This is a genomic window from Roseimaritima multifibrata, from assembly GCF_007741495.1.
Classification (GTDB): Bacteria; Planctomycetota; Planctomycetia; order Pirellulales; family Pirellulaceae; genus Roseimaritima; species Roseimaritima multifibrata.
In genome coordinates this window covers 6,987,255-7,004,426 of record NZ_CP036262.1, presented here as the reverse complement: position 1 = coordinate 7,004,426, position 17,172 = coordinate 6,987,255, and the positions used below count along the sequence as shown (strand labels likewise).

Below are 17,172 nucleotides of genomic sequence, written 5' to 3'. Positions count from 1 at the left end.
CCAACCCTTCATTTACGCCACTTTGGATATTCGGATCGATGCTTGTTTCGTGGAAATGGTTGCAGCGTTACGTCCCGCTTCAGATGTCGCATGAGGAACTCTCACAGCGGTTGGCGTTGTCGGGATTGAATCACGAGGGAAGCACCGAGATCGGTGAGGATATCGCGATCGATTTGGAAGTGACCAGTAATCGCGGCGATTGTCTGGGGCACATCGGTGTCGCTCGTGAAGTAGCGGTTCTGTATGACCTGCCGCTAACGACGCCCGAGCCCTCGGTGTTGAACGATGGGCCGGCAATCGAAGATTCTCTGCAAGTTCGCAATGATTTTCTAGAAGCGTGTCCCCGTTATACGGCGCGGCGCATTCGTGGGATCAAAGTGGGTCCCAGCCCGGACTGGTTGGTGGAAGCTTTGCAAAGCGTCTTTTGGAAACGACGCCGCGACGGTGGACTGGATGAGTACCAGCCGATCAATAACGTCGTCGACGTGACCAATTTTGTGATGATGGAATGCGGGCAACCTTTGCACGCTTTTGATTGGGCAAAAATTGCTGGTGGAGAAATCCGAATTCGGCCGGCTGCTGCGAAGGAAACGTTGGAAGCGATCGATCATAAAAGTTATGAATTGGATCCTAGGGTCTGTGTGATTGCCGATGCTGAAAAACCGTTGGCGATCGCCGGTGTCATGGGTGGTGCAGGAAGTGAAGTCGGTACGGCCACGACGGACGTGTTGATCGAAGCTGCGATTTTCACCCCGCTGTTCGTCCGCCGCGCGGCTCGGAAATTAAAACTGCATAGCCCTTCCTCCTTTCGCTTTGAACGGCGTGTTGATCCGCTGGGCGTCGATTGGGCAAGTCGTCGCTGTTGTGAATTGATCGTGGAAACAGCAGGCGGGACTGTCGATTCCGGAGTGATTGATACTGCTAGCCAAATCCCTGATTCCCCGTCCGTCGTGCTTCGCCTGTCGCAGTTAAAGCGAGTCTTGGGGATCGAAATTCCAGCAGCCGAAGTAGGCCGGATCCTGTCTCGCCTAGGCTGCGAAGCCCAGCGGTCGGATGCCGATCAAACGATCTGGGTTCCGCCAACCTGGCGACATGATTTGACGAGAGAAGTCGATCTGGTCGAGGAAGTGGCTCGGATTCATGGCTACGACAAAATTCCAGAAGACGCCCCAATCCCTGTTGCCGCGAGTGCAAAACGACCGTTCGATGTTGCTGCAGAGCAAATCCGGCACGTGCTGACGGCGGCTGGAATCAGCGAGGCGATGACGCCTAGCATCGTCGTCGACTCCTTGGACGATCTGCTTAGCCCCTGGACGCAACGAGACGCTCTGGCAACCCAGGTTGCAATGTTGGAAGGTGCCCGCCGATTGCGTCGAAGCCTGATTCCAAGTTTATTGAATTCTCGGTCAGGGAACTGGGCAGCCGCTAGTTTGCACGCCAACCTGTTTGAGTTGGCTCATACCTATCTGCCCGGCAAAGAAGCGACCGATCTGCCCGACGAACAATACACGTTGGCGTTTGTCACCGGGGCCGATTTCTATCAAGCGAAGGGGATCGTGGAAACTTTGCTGCGACGCTTAGGCGTTCAGGTTCAAGCAGAAGTTTCGGTGGAGTCCATCGCTGGCATGGTGGAGAACCAATCGATTCGCTTGCAGATCGCTGGTGAAACGCTGGGGTATGTCGGGTTGATCGATTCCGCAGTGCAGAAATCCTTAAAGTTGCCGGGCGCTGTCGTGGCAGCGGAACTTTCGATTCCTGTCTTGATGGCCCACTGTCATTTGGTGCCGCAGTTCCAGTCGGTAAGTCCGTATCCTACGGTTTCAAGAGACCTAAATTTTGTCGTCAACGAACAGGTTCGCTGGTCGGCACTGCGGAAGGTCGTGCGGAGCGCCGTTGGAGACGAGTTGACCGATATTCGCTACCAAGAAACCTATCGCAATACCGACAAGGATGGAGCTGGCAAGAAACGAATCTTGCTAAGTGTCGATTTGCAACGCTCCGATGCAACCCTGACGGGTGGCGAAGCCGACCAGTTGGTGCAAAGCGTCATCCAGACCTGTGAAAAGGAACTGGACGCCAAGTTGCTGGACGGTTAGGCGACGCTCGCAGAGCATTGTCGTGATCGCCTTCTCCGCATTTTGAATCGACTCTCCTAGCAGGAGAGTGAATTCTGTTTTAGCTGATGGGTAGTTTGTCTTGGTCCCAGGCGTCTAGGACTTTGACAAGAGCTCCGCATAGTTCCTCCGCGACCGCGTGAGGCATGTTGAGCGCGGGAGTGACGTAAACCATGTCTTTGAAGGGGCGAACCCAGATGCCTTCTTGAACGGCGGCGGCAATCATTTGTGGGACTCGGTCCAGTTCTTTTACTTGGACCACTCCCACGGCGCCTCGTGTCCGTACGTCGACGACACTGCCCAGTCGGCGACACGGGGCAAGTCCCTCCTCAAGCACCTTTTGCAGGGCTTGAGCCTGCTGCAGTCGGGGTTCGGTTTCGAAAAGATCTAGCGACGCGTTTGCGGCAGTACAGGCCAGCGGATTGGCCATGAAGGTGGGGCCATGCATCAGTGCATGCTGCGGCTGGTCGCTATGGAAGTGTTGGTACAGGCGATCGGTGGCGATCGTGGCTGCCATTCCCATGGTGCCGCCGGTAAGCGCTTTTCCGACACAGATAATGTCAGGGACAATGTCGGCTTGTTCGCAGGCGAACATCGTTCCCGTGCGGCCGAACCCGGTGGCGATTTCATCGGCAATCAACAACAAGTCATTGTCGTCGCAGCAGTTGCGGAGGGCGACCAGGGTTTCTGGGTCGTGGAACCGCATGCCACCAGCCCCTTGAATTAAAGGTTCAATGACGATTCCTGCTAAATCATCACGACGTTCTTTTACAAAGCGATTGAAGTCCGCAATCTCTTGCCTTGTTCGTGGTAACGGGGCAGGGTATTGCTCCAATAGGAACCCTTTGAAGTGGGCGTGCATGCTGGTGACCGGATCGCAAAGAGACATCGCGCCGGTGGTGTCGCCGTGGTAGGCATTGCGGAAACTGATAAATCGCAGTCGTCCCGACTGGTTGCGATTGAGGTAGGATTGCACTGCCATTTTCATGGCCACTTCGATGGCAACCGATCCTGAATCGCACAGGAACACTCGGTTTAGATCACCCGGTAGCAAGGCTGCCAAGCGGGTTGCGAGTTTCGCTGCAGGCGGGTGCTGGATGCCACCAAACATGACGTGCGGCATCTGTTGCAGTTGTTCGGTTACGCCCGCTGCGATGGCAGGATGGTTATAGCCATGGCAGGCGGTCCACCAGGAAGCAAGGCCATCAATCAGCCGGCGACCGTCGTCCAGTATCAGATGCATTCCTTCGGTTGCAACAACGGGCAGTGGACGCGGGGCGGTTTTTTGTTGGCAGTAGGGCATCCACAGGTGGTCTGCCGTGCTCTGTTGCCAGGAGGGGATCGTGTGTTGATCCGGGGCAGTCGATTTCAATGTAGGGCTCAGGATTCTGCGGTGATGGTCGATCCACTTTCACGGCTGGCATCTTTGGCGTCGCGGCGATCGATGCTTAAGTCACTGGCGCGATGGACGAGGTACCAGAGGATAAACGTGACGCTAATGATCGAAACGATTGCAATCGCTCCTTCTTTCAGAAGTTTCTGGAGCAATGCTTGGACGGGGGCTTCAACGTTGCTCAGGCGATACTGCACCATGACCAGCAGGTCGGTCTGGTCAGGTTCTGCACTGATGTCGGAAAAATGATCGTTGCTGGGATGGGAATGGTTCGGGTCCGATTCGCTCCGGGGAACGGACACCTCTTGAACCGCCGCCAGCCAAGTTCCTGAAAAATCACCGCCGTCGGGAGTCGCTGCCATGGGGTCTTGGTAGTCAATGTCTGCGCCGGTAAGCATTTGTTCTAGCAGCGGAGCGGGAAGTTGAAAACGTTCCGCCCCTAGTGGTTTTCCGGCATCGATACGACGATCCATCAACGGATGCTGCAAGATCGTTCCGAATCGTTCACCCGCTCTGGCATCGACAAGAACGGCCAATTGATTAATGTCGCCATCGGACTGCATCAACTGAAATTCGCCCAGATTGGTTGTCAAAACAAGTACCGCAGCCGGTCGTTTGTCCTCTGGAGAAAGATAGACAGGAGTGCTGACCGCGATCTTCCAAACGTTTGTCGACGTGCTTTTAAAGGGCGCCGATAGATGCGTCCGCTCAAGCGGTTGGACCTCGCTGGCGGGGGTGTCGCGGGGAAGGTCTTCTCGGCCGCCGTGAAAGTAGCTTCGGAACGCAAAATTCCTGGCCGTGCTTTGATGGTCACGATCGACGGGCGATTCGTAACCCATTGCAAAAATCGTCCCCCATTCATCGACAAGAAAAATCGTTGCCAAGTGAGGCGCCTGGTCATTGACCTGGTTCCTGCGCGCGTGGAGCTGGACACGGTCTTCTAGAAGCCGGTCGATTGCCAGTCGCTCGGGCAGGTCAAGGAATGCATCGCGAACCTCGTTCGCTTCCCCGTTGACGACCGCTTCGCGCATGGCGGTAAATTCTGGAGAAGTCAACAACGGACGCAGGGATTTGAGCAGGGCGGGGTCGTGCGCTTCGTTATGAGCGAGATCGAAGTAGCCGCTGATTTGGTTTTCGAGTGTGCTGGCAGCAAATTTCGCGGCGAATTGGTTGCTGTCGTGCGACGCGGCTCGCAGGGCGGTAGTGAATCGTTTGCGGGATTGCGACATGCTGCGAGCGGCGTAGATACTGGTCGCTGTGATCAGCAGCAGTGGGAGAATGATTCCCAACAGCATGAGAGGACGGCTGGAACGCTGGGCGTCGCGTCGGTCGAGTGCTTCGAGGACTTGTTGGACATTTGCGAAGCGCGATTCAGGATCGGGGTCCAGGCAGCGATCGACGATCTGACCCAAAGCTCGATCGACGCCGCGGCGGTCCATATGTTTCTGAGGCGATCTGCTTGCTTGAATCGTGGTGCGGTAGCGTTCCAGGCGGATCGGGAGTGACCCCGCAGTGTCCATCTCCTTTAGTAGGCTGTTGGAGCGATGGGGGGCGTTGCCCGTTAGCATGCGGTACAGGATAGCCCCCAGGCCATATACGTCCCACCGAGCGTCTGGGACCGCTTCCAGGTCGGCTTGCTCGGGGGCCATGTAAAACAGTGTCCCCAGTGCCGGTTTCTGATCGTTCGACATACGGCTTTGGCCGAAATCGGCTAGCCGTGGTTCATGATCTTGGTCAAGTAGAATATTGGCAGGTTTGAGGTCACAGTGCAAAACCCCCTTGCCGTGGCTGTGGTTCAATCCGACGCAAATACGGCGGAAAATATCGACACTGCGGCGGACCGATAAGCGGCCTTGGCTTTGCAAAAGATCCTCAAGGGAGCCACTCCCCAAGTATTCCATGACATAATAGGGTGGGTCGCCTTCCCAGCCCACTTCCAGAACTTGAACCACATGTCGGTCGGCAGACAGCTGAACGAGGTTTTTGACTTCGTGGGAAAGAAGGGACCAGTTGACTCCACCTCGGTGCAGGTAGAATTTGACAGCGACGGTCCGCCCGGTATTTAGGTCGTGGCCGACCCAGACCTGTCCAAACGCACCAGCACCTAGAAACCGTTCCAGGCGGTAGCCTGGGATTTGCGAGGGGGGAACGGTCGCCTGCAAACTCAATTGTTCCGCTTCGCGGCGTTCGTTATCGGTTTGTCGTTCGGTTTGTTCGCCCGCCACTCGCTACCATCCGCTATCAAAAGGTTGAAAAATTGAATCGCGTCTTGTTGGTCTTTGGTCTGTTTACTATAGCGAGCGGTTGTCGTTCGATCCTAGGGCGGACGCTCCTGTTTCTGCTGCTTGGGGGGATAGGATCCTGGCTAGGTGGTCAGGAAGCCGCAGGCCAGGAGACGCCGGCCTCAAAATCACCAAACCCTTCACCGCAGTCTAAGGTTCAGGCAGAGGACAAAGAGGATTTGCTGTTGGCCGATTTTCGCCCTCAATCACAGCTTCGGGCGAAGCATACCGATCTTCGCCATGCGAAGTTTTGGGCGGTCGATGTGCATACCCATTTTTACTACAAGCAGCGGCACAACCGCCAAGCGTTGGCCGACTACGTCGAACTGATGGACCGAAACAAGATTGCTGTCTGTTGTTCCCTCGATGGCAAGTTGGGGTCTCAACTGGACGAGCATCTAGCGTTTCTGTGGAAGGACTACCGCGACCGGTTTGTCGTTTTCGCTCATCTTGACTGGCAGGGAGACGGAGTGCGAGATCAGCCCGCCACCTGGGCATGCCAACGCCGCGGTTTCGCCGATCGAGTCGCGGCACAACTGAGGGCCGCCAAGGCAAAGGGAATCAGCGGACTGAAGATTTTTAAACGGCTTGGATTGGGTTATCAGGATGCCACGGGCGAGTACTTAAAAATCGATGACCCGCGTTGGGATCCCATTTGGCAAACCTGTGGTGAACTGGGAATCCCCGTGTTGATTCATACCGCCGATCCGGTTGCTTTCTTTCAGCCCATCGACCGGAACAATGAACGCTGGGAGGAATTAAGTCGCCATCCCGATTGGAGTTTCTATAACGATCAACCCGAAGATCGCTTTCCCTCGCATGAATCGCTTTTGGCGGCTCGAAATCGTGTGATTGCTCGTCATCCAAAGACGCAGTTCATCGCCGCCCACCTGGGCAGCCATGGCGAAGATTTGCAACACGTTGCCCAGTGGCTAGACAAGTACCCGAATTTGAGTGTCGATCCTGCCTCGCGGATCAACGAACTGGGCCGTCAGCCGTATACCGCCCGTGAATTCTTGATTCGCTATGCCGATCGAGTGGTCTTCGGAACCGATGGACCTTGGCCGGAAGCACGGGTGCGGTATTACTGGCGGTTCTTCGAGACCCGCGATGAGTCCTTCCCGTATAGCGAAAAGGAATTTCCGCCTCAGGGATTTTGGCGAATTTACGGAGTTGATTTGCCGGATGAGGTCCTGAAGAAAATTTATCGCGACAATGCCGCTCGATTGATCCCGGGGGTCGCTGAGCGACTGAAGGCGATCGCTCAGGGAAAAAAGACGGAGACACGGAGACACGGAGACACGGAGACACGGAGACACGGAGTGAAGGAGTGAAGGAGTGAAGGAGTGAAGGAGTGAAGGAGTGAAGGAGTGAAGGAGTGAAGGAGTGAAGGAGTTTGCACCCAAGAGCAGATCTTCTCCCAGCTCCCAGCTCCCAGCTCCCAGCTCCCAGCTCCCAGCTCCCAGCTCCCAGCTCCCAGCTCCCAGCTCCCAGCTCCCAGCTCCCAGCTCCCAGCTCCCAGCTCCCAGCTCCCAGCTCCCAGCTCCCAGCTCCCAGCTCCCAGCTCCCAACTCCCAACTCCCAACTCCCAACTCCCAACTCCCAACTCCCAACTCCCAACTCCCAACTCCCAACTCCCAACTCCCAACTCCCAACTCCCAACTCCCAACTCCCAACTCCCTGCTCCCTGCTCCCAACTCCCAACTCCCAGCTCCCTGCTCGATCTAACTCTCGGTGTTTTCAGACAGTTCCAAAAAGTCAATCACGATGTCCTGCACCTCTTGCTGGTCCATCATGAAGGAATGGATGTGGGGGACGGTGCGGAAAACCTCGGCCCCTTCCAGTCGAGCCTCATCCACACTGACCACAAAGTCGCTATTGCCATCGACCAACGGATTTTGCGGGATCCCTGAAGGGAGGTCGCCGGCAATTACAGCAAAGGGGCAGGGTGGGGTCGCCAAGCGAGCTTCCAGGTCGGTCCAGATCGGGCCTAATTCCATTCCACCTTGGCCGGTAATTACCTTGAACAAGCCAAGTTTGCCAAGTCGGCGGGCAATCGCGGCACCTTGGTTCGGCGGGCCGATCATCACGATGCGATCCAATCGCGAAAGCACATTGCAGGGGTCGCTACTGTTTTGCCAGTCTCCGATTGCATGCCGAACCACAATGTTGCCCATGCTGTGACCTACAAAATTGATTTTGGGGGTTCCCGGTAAACTTTCCACCACCTCACGCAAAGCGGCTGCATGGTCGGCGATGCCGGAGCGGGTGCTGGCGTACGAGAATTCGATGACCTGCGGGGCATCTTCACATGCTTCCAGCCGTTTTTTCAAACCTCGCATGGAATGCTTGCTGCGCATCAGGCCATGTAGCAAGATGACCACCTCTTTGGGCGCGGCCGCCTCAAGTTCGCTGTCGGTCAGTTGGGGAAACTTATTTTGGCAGGATTCACGATCGCCCCAGGCCCGGCGAATGTCACTCGGGTCCAGCAATCGCCAATGACCGGTAATCACATTCTGTTGCAGACGCCAGCCATTGATATTCCGATGATCCGTCCAAACCTGGGTCCCTCCCATCGTTGGGAGAGGAACGTTGAGGTAAGGCATTTGCGAGGTTCCTTCGGGGGTATCGACTTGGGCCTGAGAGTACGGGACGTTGGTGATCAGGATCCCAGCGATAATGGTCGACACGAGAACGCGATGGACGTGGAGGATCATGGCGATGGTGGGCTCTGCTGGTAAAAGGAAGCACTTAGGTTTCCTTCTAGAGCCTTTTTAAAAATCTTGCTGCGCCAAATCTGCGCTACCGGCCTACTAAAGTTTGTAGAAACTGCTCTTCGGTCCAGGTAATTGGCGGCCCCGATGGATCGCCGTCGGCGGGACCATTTTGTCCCACAATTTGAACGTCCGTGTCGTCGGGAGCCGTGGCAACTTCACTCAGATTGCTTGCTTTCGTTGATAAAAGTCCACCCAATCGCTCAATTAGTGTACAGATCTGCTCCGCTTGGAGGATTTGGAAAGGGCCCCGGATATGGACCTGCTTGCCCGTGAGCGTCCGTAGCATTTCGGCGCGAAGCAATAAGCGATGAAAATCAAGCGATGGAGCGGCACTTGGAGGGCTGGGGAGCGGTGCGTTTTGCCGAGTCGGGGGCTTTGCCGATCTTTGGGTGCGACGCTTCTTCCGTTGGCAGGCGCCACGGTAGCCTGCTGGGCCTGATTCGCCTCGTTCGATACAGAGCGAATCCTCTAGCGTTTCCATCGTCGTGACTTGGCGTTGCTGGGCAGCGGCCAACAGCACCTTCGCACAGGCTATCGAATCCTCCAGTGCATCATGGTGTCGGAAATGGATGTCTAGACGCTCCGAGATTGGTTTTAATCCGTAGCGGCCCCAAGCGGGCCAAGTCCGTTTTGCGATTAATCGGGTGCAAGTAAACGAAAACACTGGCGAATCGATTTGGTGTGTCTGTAAGCAGGCGTTTAAAACCTTGATATCAAACGGAGCATTGTGGGCGACCAAGCAAGTGTCGTTCAGGACTTTTGCGATGTCGGGCCAATGGCCAGCGAAGTCGGGTTCGTTAGCGACCTGCTCCGGTGCGATTCCATGGATTCGGATGTTAAATGGGCTGAAGGACAAAGGACGAGGCCGGATCAGCCAGCAATGTTTCGCGGTAATCAAACCATTTCGAACAACCACCGCTGCCAATTGACAAGCACTGTCGGGGCGCTGGTTGGCGGTTTCAAAATCGATTGCAGTAAAGTCCATGGACGTGTTTCTGTGCGATTGTCGTTCTGTGCGGATGTATAGGTGCTTTTAAAAAAAGAACCAGTGTTTGCTGTCTGAATTTCTAGTTTAGCGTAAATCGCTCGCGTTTTCGAAATCGGTGGTCTATTATCGAGGGCCCACTGTGCTAACGGTTGTATCGATTGTTTTGATTGTGTCATCCTTCTCCTTGAGTTGCGTGGTTATCTGATGAGTCGCTCTTCTATTCGTGCTGGACGTTTGTCCGCCCACCGATCTTCTGCCCGTCGTCGTCACCTGTTTGAAACGCTTGAATCTCGCCGGTTACTGGCATCGGTTAGTGGGCAGTTATGGGCAGACGATATTCCCAATGGTGTGATCGATTCAGGGGAAGGATTTTTCGCTAATCAGACCGTCTATGTTGACCTGAATAACAGCGGGAGCCGTCAGAATGGCGAGCCCGTCAATCTGACCGACGCCTATGGGCGTTATGCCTTCAATAACCTGGACGCGGGAACCTACGCGATCCGTCAAGATTCAGGATTCAAACAATCGTATCCGGCCGGATTCTTCGGCCTAGATGCAAAGGAGGATGGGACGGTCCAGTTGTTCGAAGTCAATTCTGAGGGCGATCTGTTCCGAACTGCGATACCACGGATCGTTGATGCACAGAATCCGCTTTTGACAGGGCTTGTCCGAGCCAACGACGGCCAATTGCTGGGAACCGACGGTACGGGAGACGGGCTTTATCAAATCGATTCGTCGACCGGAGCGTTTGATAAGGTCGGCGACATCGGATTCGATATTGTAGATGGGTTGGCGTACGATTCGGCGACTGAAAATCTCTATTCCGTTGGCAAGGATTCCGTCGACCCGGATCGACATTACTTGATCCAGATCGATCAAGCGACAGGAGTCGGTACCGCGATCGGAGTTGGGGTGGACGATCTGGGGGATGTCGCCGATCTAACGTTCGAACCGGGGACGCAACAGATTGTTGGCTATAGCAATAGCGCTGGCCAATTCTTTCGGTTTGGTTTGGATGGCACCGGAAGTCTGCTGGCTCCCGCGGCAGAGCCCGTGCAGACGGGCTCTTTGACGTTTGACGGTACGGATCTGGTGATGGCGTCGGATGGGGATGCAAGCGGTCAGCAGTGGTTGAAAGTCAATCCGATCACGGGCGCCGTGGAGCCGGGGCTGGTGGTGAGTGAATCGGTCCATCCCACAAGTTTGTTTTATGCAGCAAGCGGACCGGTTGCGCAGCGTGTCACGTTGGGGCAGAACGAAGATCGCAAAGAGGTCGATTTTGGTTTGGACTTAGGGCCGGTTGGAGTGTCGGTGATCGCAACCGATGGTTCGACCGATCTTCGACGTAGTTCCCGCGAGGATTCGTTTAGCGTGGTTCTTGATCGGATGCCACTTGGGAATGTGGTGATCGATGTGTCAAGTTCGTTGGCGGGTGTGGCGGCGGATCGAAATCGATTGGCGTTCAATGCTGAGAACTGGCAGACGCCACAGGAAGTCAAAGTTCGTTTGAGGGACGATTCGTTGTCGACTCAAACGGCGCAGGTGCAGCTTGCTGTGAATGGTGATTTTTCGGGGTTGGCTTGGCGGAATTTGACCCCGGTCGATGTTCCTGTAAATATTGTGTATGAGACGTTTGACGCGTCTGAGATCTACATCAGTGAGGTCTTTCTTCAGTCTAGTTTTGATACGGTGGGGACCGCGGAGCAATATTTGGAGCTGCGTGGGGAGCCCGATTCCTTGGTGCCGGACGGGACCTATTTTGTGGCCGTCGATGGAAACAGTTACTGGGCTGGCAGTATTGAAACCGTGATCGATTTGTCAGGGCTTCGGTTTGGTAGCAATGGATTCTTGGTTTTGTTGCCCGATGTAACTGCGGTGATCCCTAATGTTGAAGCAACCGTTCTGCAAAGTACGGCGGAAGGATTCTCAGGTCTCCCTGACAATCGTTTTGAAACCACGGAATCCCGCAACGCGATTCACTATTTTTCGATTGATGCGCAAACCTACATGGTGGTGCATTCTGATTCCAAACCAGAGCTGAATGAAGATATTGATACGGGTAACCGGGGCGTTATTGATGGCGTGGGGGCCGACTGGTCCATTCACGATTCAGTCGCCAGGGTTTGGGGCAGCACGGTTTCCCTGGCGGATCGTGTTTACAGTCCCGTCGTGTTTGTCGACAACGGCGGTTCACCTGCTTTTAATTTCACTGCACCGCCAAACGCGGTTCAGATTCTGGGCGACCGGATTGAATACATGGCGCGGATCGGTGGTTCTGTCGGAGGGACTGCGGAAGACTGGGTGGGAGGTTCCGTTGGCTACGAAAATTACATCGGCGCCGGTTGGGAGCTTGATGATTACACCTATTCGCCGATTACGACTCCTGCTTTTACACGCCGTCAGCTAGACCACGTGGGAGACTACAATTTTATTGGCGGAGTCTATGGTGAGGTCTACGCGGACACGGATCGCAACGGGGAAAGAGATTCAGGAGAAACGCCACTCGAAGGGGTGGTGGTGCTTGCGGACACGAATGGAAATGGGATCCGTGACGTCGTGACGGAGAGGATTTCGGCGAGTAACTATGTGCCCGGTATCCCGCTCGATAGTGTTAGTTCGGTTGCCACGTTCCGAGTGCTTTCCTCCTCCGGTAATTCGATCAACCGAACGCTGACGGTTGACACGGACTTTCAATTTAATCGTTTCCAAAACGTCTTCTCAACGGTTTCGGATTTAGGTTCGATGACTCCCGTCTTTTCCGGTTACCGGATTCGAGCGGATTTCTTTCGGCCCGTGAATTCCGCTTCGGTGACCTTCATCGGCGGAGATCGGAACCGCACCGCCGTGGGCTGGCTGGAGGCTTATGATGCAAATGGCCAGCTGTTGCAAATCGCATCCACGGCCAACTTGGCTTTGGGCGCTCAGCAAACGATTTCGGTGGCGACGTTTAACGACGACATCGCTTATTTTGAAACCTATTACGATGGTTTTACCTACGACGCCTATATCACGGATTTACAATACGAGCAGCGTGAAGCGATTGCGGTGACCGACGCCGATGGTAAGTATCGCTTGCCAATGTTGGCGACCGATGATTATCAAATCAGTGCGGGACAGGCCGGGTTCGAGATCGGTGGGGCCGCACGTGAGGCTCAGATTGAACGTTTCGAGAATTTCGAATTCAACTTCGGAATGTACGATAATTCGACACCGGAAATGGGAGCCTTTCGCTTCTTGCTAGATGAACATGAACGGGCGGGAAGCGTGATTGGATCGGTCTTTGCAATCGATCCCGATCTGGAGCAAACTTTGCAGTATCGGATCGCTGGAGGCTCCGGGGCCGACGCGGTGGCGATCGATTCCAGTACCGGCCGGTTGACGGTTCGGCGACCGCAAGACCTCGATTTCGAGCAGAGCCCAACGGTCGTTCTTGCTGTTGAAGCGGTGGATCCACTGGGGGAGATTGCCAGCGGTACGGTCACGATTGATTTGAAGGATATCAATGATCAGCCCACAATCGTCAACCGAGCGTTAAGCGTTAGCGAGAAAGCAAACGAAGGATCCGTGATCGGGCGAATTGAGTTTTTTGACGTCGATTCAGGCCTTGCTGGCGAAGCTAGCCTGAGCCTCTTAAATGATGATGGGACGTTTTCGATCGATTCCCAAACCGGGATGGTCAGGTTGATCGATAATTCCAGCTTGGACTTTGAAACGCGGCCACGTTTGACCTTGTTGGTCGAGGTGGTTGATCAAGGGAATCCCGCAACCAAACGGCTGGCCGAAATCCCCGTGGTCGTACGAGATTCCAATGAGTCGCCTAGTATTCTGACCGAATCGCTGATCGTTAGCGAAGCGGTTCCCGCTAGAGGGGCCGTTGGCAAGGTTGCCATTTCGGATGTCGATGCAGGCCAGAATCACTTCTTCCGGATCGTGGGGGGGACAGGCCAGAATGCGTTTGTGATCGATCGTCTATCCGGAATGATTTCGCTGGGATCTGAACCACTCGATTATGAAACGTCACCTACTTATACGGTGGATGTGCTGGTCAGCGATTCCGGTTCCCCGTCCCTAAGTGATTCTCGAACGATTCAAATCGATGTAACGAACATCAATGAGCCTCCGGTTTTGCCACCGCTTAACCTTGATGTTGTTGAAAACGTCGCAGCTGGATCGGTGGTTGCCGAATTGGCTGCGATCGACCCCGAATCGGGCCAGGAGGTGCGGTACAAAATCCTGGGCGGATCGGCTCAGTACGATTTCGATGTCGATCCGGTGACTGGACTGCTGACCGTGGCCAGCGGAGCGGATCTTGATTTTGAAAAGTATCCAAACAAGGTTTTGACGGTTGAGGTTTCCGATAACGGATCACCGCCAGCCAGTTTGGTTCGAGACATCCCCGTTCAGTTACAGAACGCCCCCGAATACCCTCTGATCGAATCGAATCAGTTCCAACTGCTCGAAACCTTAAAGCCAGGAGCCTTTGTCGGTTTGGTTCAGGCTTCAGATCCGGATGACGGGGACTCGATTGCGTTTGAAATTTCCGGCGGAACGGCTGCGTCGCTGCTGGAGATCGATTCGGTTTCCGGAGCCCTAACGGTCGCAGATGCTGCATCGTTTAATTTTGAAGAGCTGCAAGAATATAGTCTTGAGGTGACGGTCAGCGATTCAAGCGGTCTGGCTGCCGTGCGAACTTTGCTGATTCAAATCGTCGATGGCAACGAAGCTCCAGTCTTCAGGGGTGATTTGCTGGACGCTGTTGTGCTGAACGACAGCGTCAGAGTTAAGCATGGTTATCCTTTAAGTTTGACCTTCGAACCCGGGATTGCTGTTGATCCTGATGCAGGACAGACACCGGTCCTGACCATGATTGGTGCCGATGGTCCCTTGGCCGATTGGTTGTCGTTTGACCCGGTAACCGGCATCCTGTCAGGCGTCGCAGAGGCGCGGCATATCGGTTTCCACGCGGTTGCTTTGCAGGCCAGCGATCAAGGGAATCCTAAAGCGAGTGCCGTGCATGTGTTTACCATTGAAGTGTTGCCAAATGAGTTCGCTTTCCAGAATGGACGCGACCGTTTCGATGTGGACAACAATCAGATTGTCGTTGCTTCGGATGCCTTGGCGGTGATCAATTACCTGAATCGTTTTGGCAGTCGAAGCCTGCAGGCGACCGATGATTTTTACGGCTTTGTAGACGTGAACGGCGATAACTTTGTTTCGCCAACGGATGCCTTGGACATTATTAATAGGCTGGGGCAGCTCTCACGGCAGGGTGGGATGGGGGAAGCGGCCGTTCCTCAGGATATTGACGTTGGACGCACCGGCGATCTTGAAGACGAAGCCGTCCTGCTTTACCTTGATGAAGTGTCTAGTTTGTAGCGAAGGGCCTATAGGAAAGGGCAAGGTGCGAAAACAGTCGCTCGACCAACGAGCGGCTGTCGCCGATGGTCAGCATCCCCTGTTGACCAGCACGCAAACGGGCCGATTCGGCAGCGGACAATCGAGAGATGCTTTCGGTGTGTGGCGTCGCTAGTTGCAGGGAATCATTAGACGGTTCATCGGCTTGACGAGATTCTTGAAGAGGGGCGGTCGCCAGCGGACCTCCGTTACCTGCGATTAAGGCGACGTGAGGAACGGCCAATCCGCCACGTGGTCGTGGAGCCCCTGGAATGACCTCGGTTTTTTGACCGCCTCGGAATCGGACTGGCAGCGGGTGCTGAATTCGGGCGGCAGCACGGTACGCTTGCAGGTCCGTTTCGTCGATCGCGGCCAACAGTTCTTTCGTCGATTCATCGGCAACCCGGACCACGATCTCTCCCTGCTGAACGAACGTACCTTGGCGTTTGGCAAGGTCCGCAGAAATCACAATCCCTGGTCGAGTGGCCCGCAGGGTCAGCGATTCCAGTTGGCGTTTTAGTTCGGACCGTTCACTGTCTAAGGCAAGTAGGTGTTCTTCTTCGGCGGTCGCTAGGCCTTGTTTGCCTTGGTTGGTGAGAATCCGTTTCTTGATTTTTGTCGCTTCGATTTCAAGAACGATTTCGTCATGTCGCGTTTGTAATTCCGGATCGCTTAGCCGAACGAGGATCTGATCTTGCTGAACGCATTGCCCTGTCGAAACCGCAACCATTTCGATAAACGAATCGGAGGCCGCACGGCCAAGTTGTTCGTCGGCATATCGGACCACGACGGGGATCCGCCGGCCGAGTGGTGACGGAAAGGTCGCGACCAATCCAACGCCCACACAGACGATCACCGCTAATAGCCCCAGGCGGAATCGATAGGCTGGCCAAGCGGGCAATCGGTGCAGCGAAACCGTCCATCGCCAAAGGGGAATCGCCACCCAAAGTGCGAACGCTGCAATCCCCATCAGCATCCCTAAGATCCCGCCCCATTGGCTGATTCCCCACAACAGTCCACCCATCCAAACGATCTGAAAAAGGACCGACGCGAACGCATGGAGCAATGCGGTAGGTCTTCGCCAGCCAGTTAACAGGCTCGGTTCCATCGGGCGTCCAAGCAACCACTGCTGGCAAAGTCCCGAGAGGTGACGCCGTCCATGCATCCGCAGGTTCGGGATTTGTAGGATGTCCGCCAACGCGTAATAGCCGTCCAGTCGGAGGAGTGGGTTAGCGTTGACAAAAAGGGTTGCCGGGCCGGTGATCATCACGACTTGGACTGCGATGTGGCGGAGCATGACATCGCTGGAGTAGTGCCAGACCCAGATCGCGATCGCGGCGATTGCCAGTTCGCAGTAGACTCCTGCCAACGCAATTTGGACGCGAGCCCAGCGACGGCGTAGCTGCCACGCGTTGGTGACATCCACATAGGCAAGCGGAGCCAGCATGAAAAACATGATGCCCGCCTTTCCGATCGTGACTCCTTGGCGTTTTGCCGCGAGTGCATGTCCCATTTCATGAATCGCTTTTGCGACGACCCAAATAACGATCAGCAGTGGCCAGGCGTCGGTGGAAAATAGCTGCCCTAATTCCCCGCGGAATTCATTTCGGTTGGATAGGGCACACCAAGCTCCGCTACCGATCAAAAGGCTCCATGCGAGAACGCCCCAGACCGAGAAGAGGCCATGCAGGGAACGCGTTAAACGAGTCGCCAGCGGATCGGCTACGAACAGCGGGATCCGTTGACTGACCAGCAGTGAAAGTATCCCAATTGCCTGCACCGACCTTGGGCGTTTTTCGGCAGTCGATGGGGCCGGCATTCCCTTGGAGGACGATCCCTCGGAGGCAGCCACGACTTTTGCCGCAGGGGAGGACGGTTCCGTGGTGACTTCTGCTAATTGAGAACGGACCAGCGAGGCGATCAGGTTCACGACCTCTTCGTCGGTCCAGTCGATTCCGGAATCCTGCAAGTTCGCCGAGATTTGGTGAGGGCTTTTTTTGCCATCCAATTGAATCGCAACTTCATATTCAATGGCCCCGAAATGAAAATATTTGCTGCGTCGTGGATCGTGGCAGACATAAGAAATCTGTCCCCCGGTGGTCTGCTTTCGAAAGTGGAGCGCCGGGTGCAGGCGTGCCAGTGCCGCGGGACCAGGTAGAGGTCCCTGCGTCGATGCAGTTTTGGGATCCGAATCCGAATCAGCGTTGGTCATGGGAATGGGGCT

8 protein-coding genes are annotated in these 17,172 nt (G+C 55.1%); 3 read left to right on the top strand and 5 right to left on the bottom strand.

Annotated features, from left to right (window positions below; genetic code table 11):
• Nucleotides 1-38: 38 nt before the first annotated feature.
• Nucleotides 39-2,096, top strand: coding sequence for a phenylalanine--tRNA ligase subunit beta (gene pheT, locus FF011L_RS25300; RefSeq protein WP_145354705.1), 2,058 nt, complete (start codon nt 39-41; stop codon nt 2,094-2,096).
• 79 nt (nt 2,097-2,175) lie between these two features.
• Here the strand turns inward: pheT and FF011L_RS25295 are convergent, their stop codons facing one another.
• Nucleotides 2,176-3,486 (bottom strand): adenosylmethionine--8-amino-7-oxononanoate transaminase, encoded by a 1,311-nt coding sequence (locus FF011L_RS25295; protein ID WP_246109623.1) that lies wholly within the window; start codon nt 3,484-3,486, stop codon nt 2,176-2,178.
• Between the two features lie 8 nt (nt 3,487-3,494).
• A complete protein-coding gene (locus FF011L_RS25290; protein ID WP_145354704.1) occupies nt 3,495-5,732 on the bottom strand; it encodes a protein kinase domain-containing protein in 2,238 nt (745 codons plus the stop codon).
• A 32-nt stretch (nt 5,733-5,764) separates the two neighbouring features.
• On the opposite strand from FF011L_RS25290, the gene FF011L_RS25285 reads away from it, so the two are divergent.
• The gene (locus tag FF011L_RS25285) at nt 5,765-7,123 is read left to right on the top strand and encodes an amidohydrolase family protein (protein WP_145354703.1); all 1,359 of its coding nucleotides are present in this window, start codon (nt 5,765-5,767) and stop codon (nt 7,121-7,123) included.
• Nucleotides 7,124-7,513: 390 nt separating this feature from the next.
• Here FF011L_RS25285 and FF011L_RS25280 read toward each other — a convergent pair whose 3' ends face one another.
• Both FF011L_RS25280 and FF011L_RS25275 read right to left on the bottom strand, forming a co-directional pair.
• The gene (locus tag FF011L_RS25280; protein WP_145354702.1) at nt 7,514-8,506 is read right to left on the bottom strand and encodes an alpha/beta hydrolase; all 993 of its coding nucleotides are present in this window, start codon (nt 8,504-8,506) and stop codon (nt 7,514-7,516) included.
• An 85-nt stretch (nt 8,507-8,591) separates the two neighbouring features.
• Complete coding sequence (locus tag FF011L_RS25275) at nt 8,592-9,551, bottom strand: exonuclease domain-containing protein (protein WP_145354701.1); 960 nt, start codon at nt 9,549-9,551, stop codon at nt 8,592-8,594.
• A gap of 207 nt (nt 9,552-9,758) precedes the next feature.
• Between FF011L_RS25275 and FF011L_RS25270 the strand changes: the two genes are divergently transcribed.
• A complete protein-coding gene (locus FF011L_RS25270) occupies nt 9,759-14,930 on the top strand; it encodes a cadherin domain-containing protein (protein WP_145354700.1) in 5,172 nt (1,723 codons plus the stop codon).
• Here FF011L_RS25270 and FF011L_RS25265 read toward each other — a convergent pair.
• Nucleotides 14,920-17,160 (bottom strand): site-2 protease family protein, encoded by a 2,241-nt coding sequence (locus tag FF011L_RS25265; protein WP_218932884.1) that lies wholly within the window; start codon nt 17,158-17,160, stop codon nt 14,920-14,922. The genes FF011L_RS25270 and FF011L_RS25265 overlap by 11 nt on opposite strands.
• Nucleotides 17,161-17,172: the final 12 nt, after the last annotated feature.

Coding starts and splice junctions, on each gene's coding strand:
- pheT (WP_145354705.1), top strand. CDS start 39: ATGCTTGTTTCGTGGAAATGGTTGCAGCGTTACGTCCCGCTTCAGATG.
- FF011L_RS25280 (WP_145354702.1), bottom strand. CDS start 8,506: ATGATCCTCCACGTCCATCGCGTTCTCGTGTCGACCATTATCGCTGGG.
- FF011L_RS25275 (WP_145354701.1), bottom strand. CDS start 9,551: ATGGACTTTACTGCAATCGATTTTGAAACCGCCAACCAGCGCCCCGAC.
- FF011L_RS25270 (WP_145354700.1), top strand. CDS start 9,759: ATGAGTCGCTCTTCTATTCGTGCTGGACGTTTGTCCGCCCACCGATCT.
- FF011L_RS25265 (WP_218932884.1), bottom strand. CDS start 17,160: ATGACCAACGCTGATTCGGATTCGGATCCCAAAACTGCATCGACGCAG.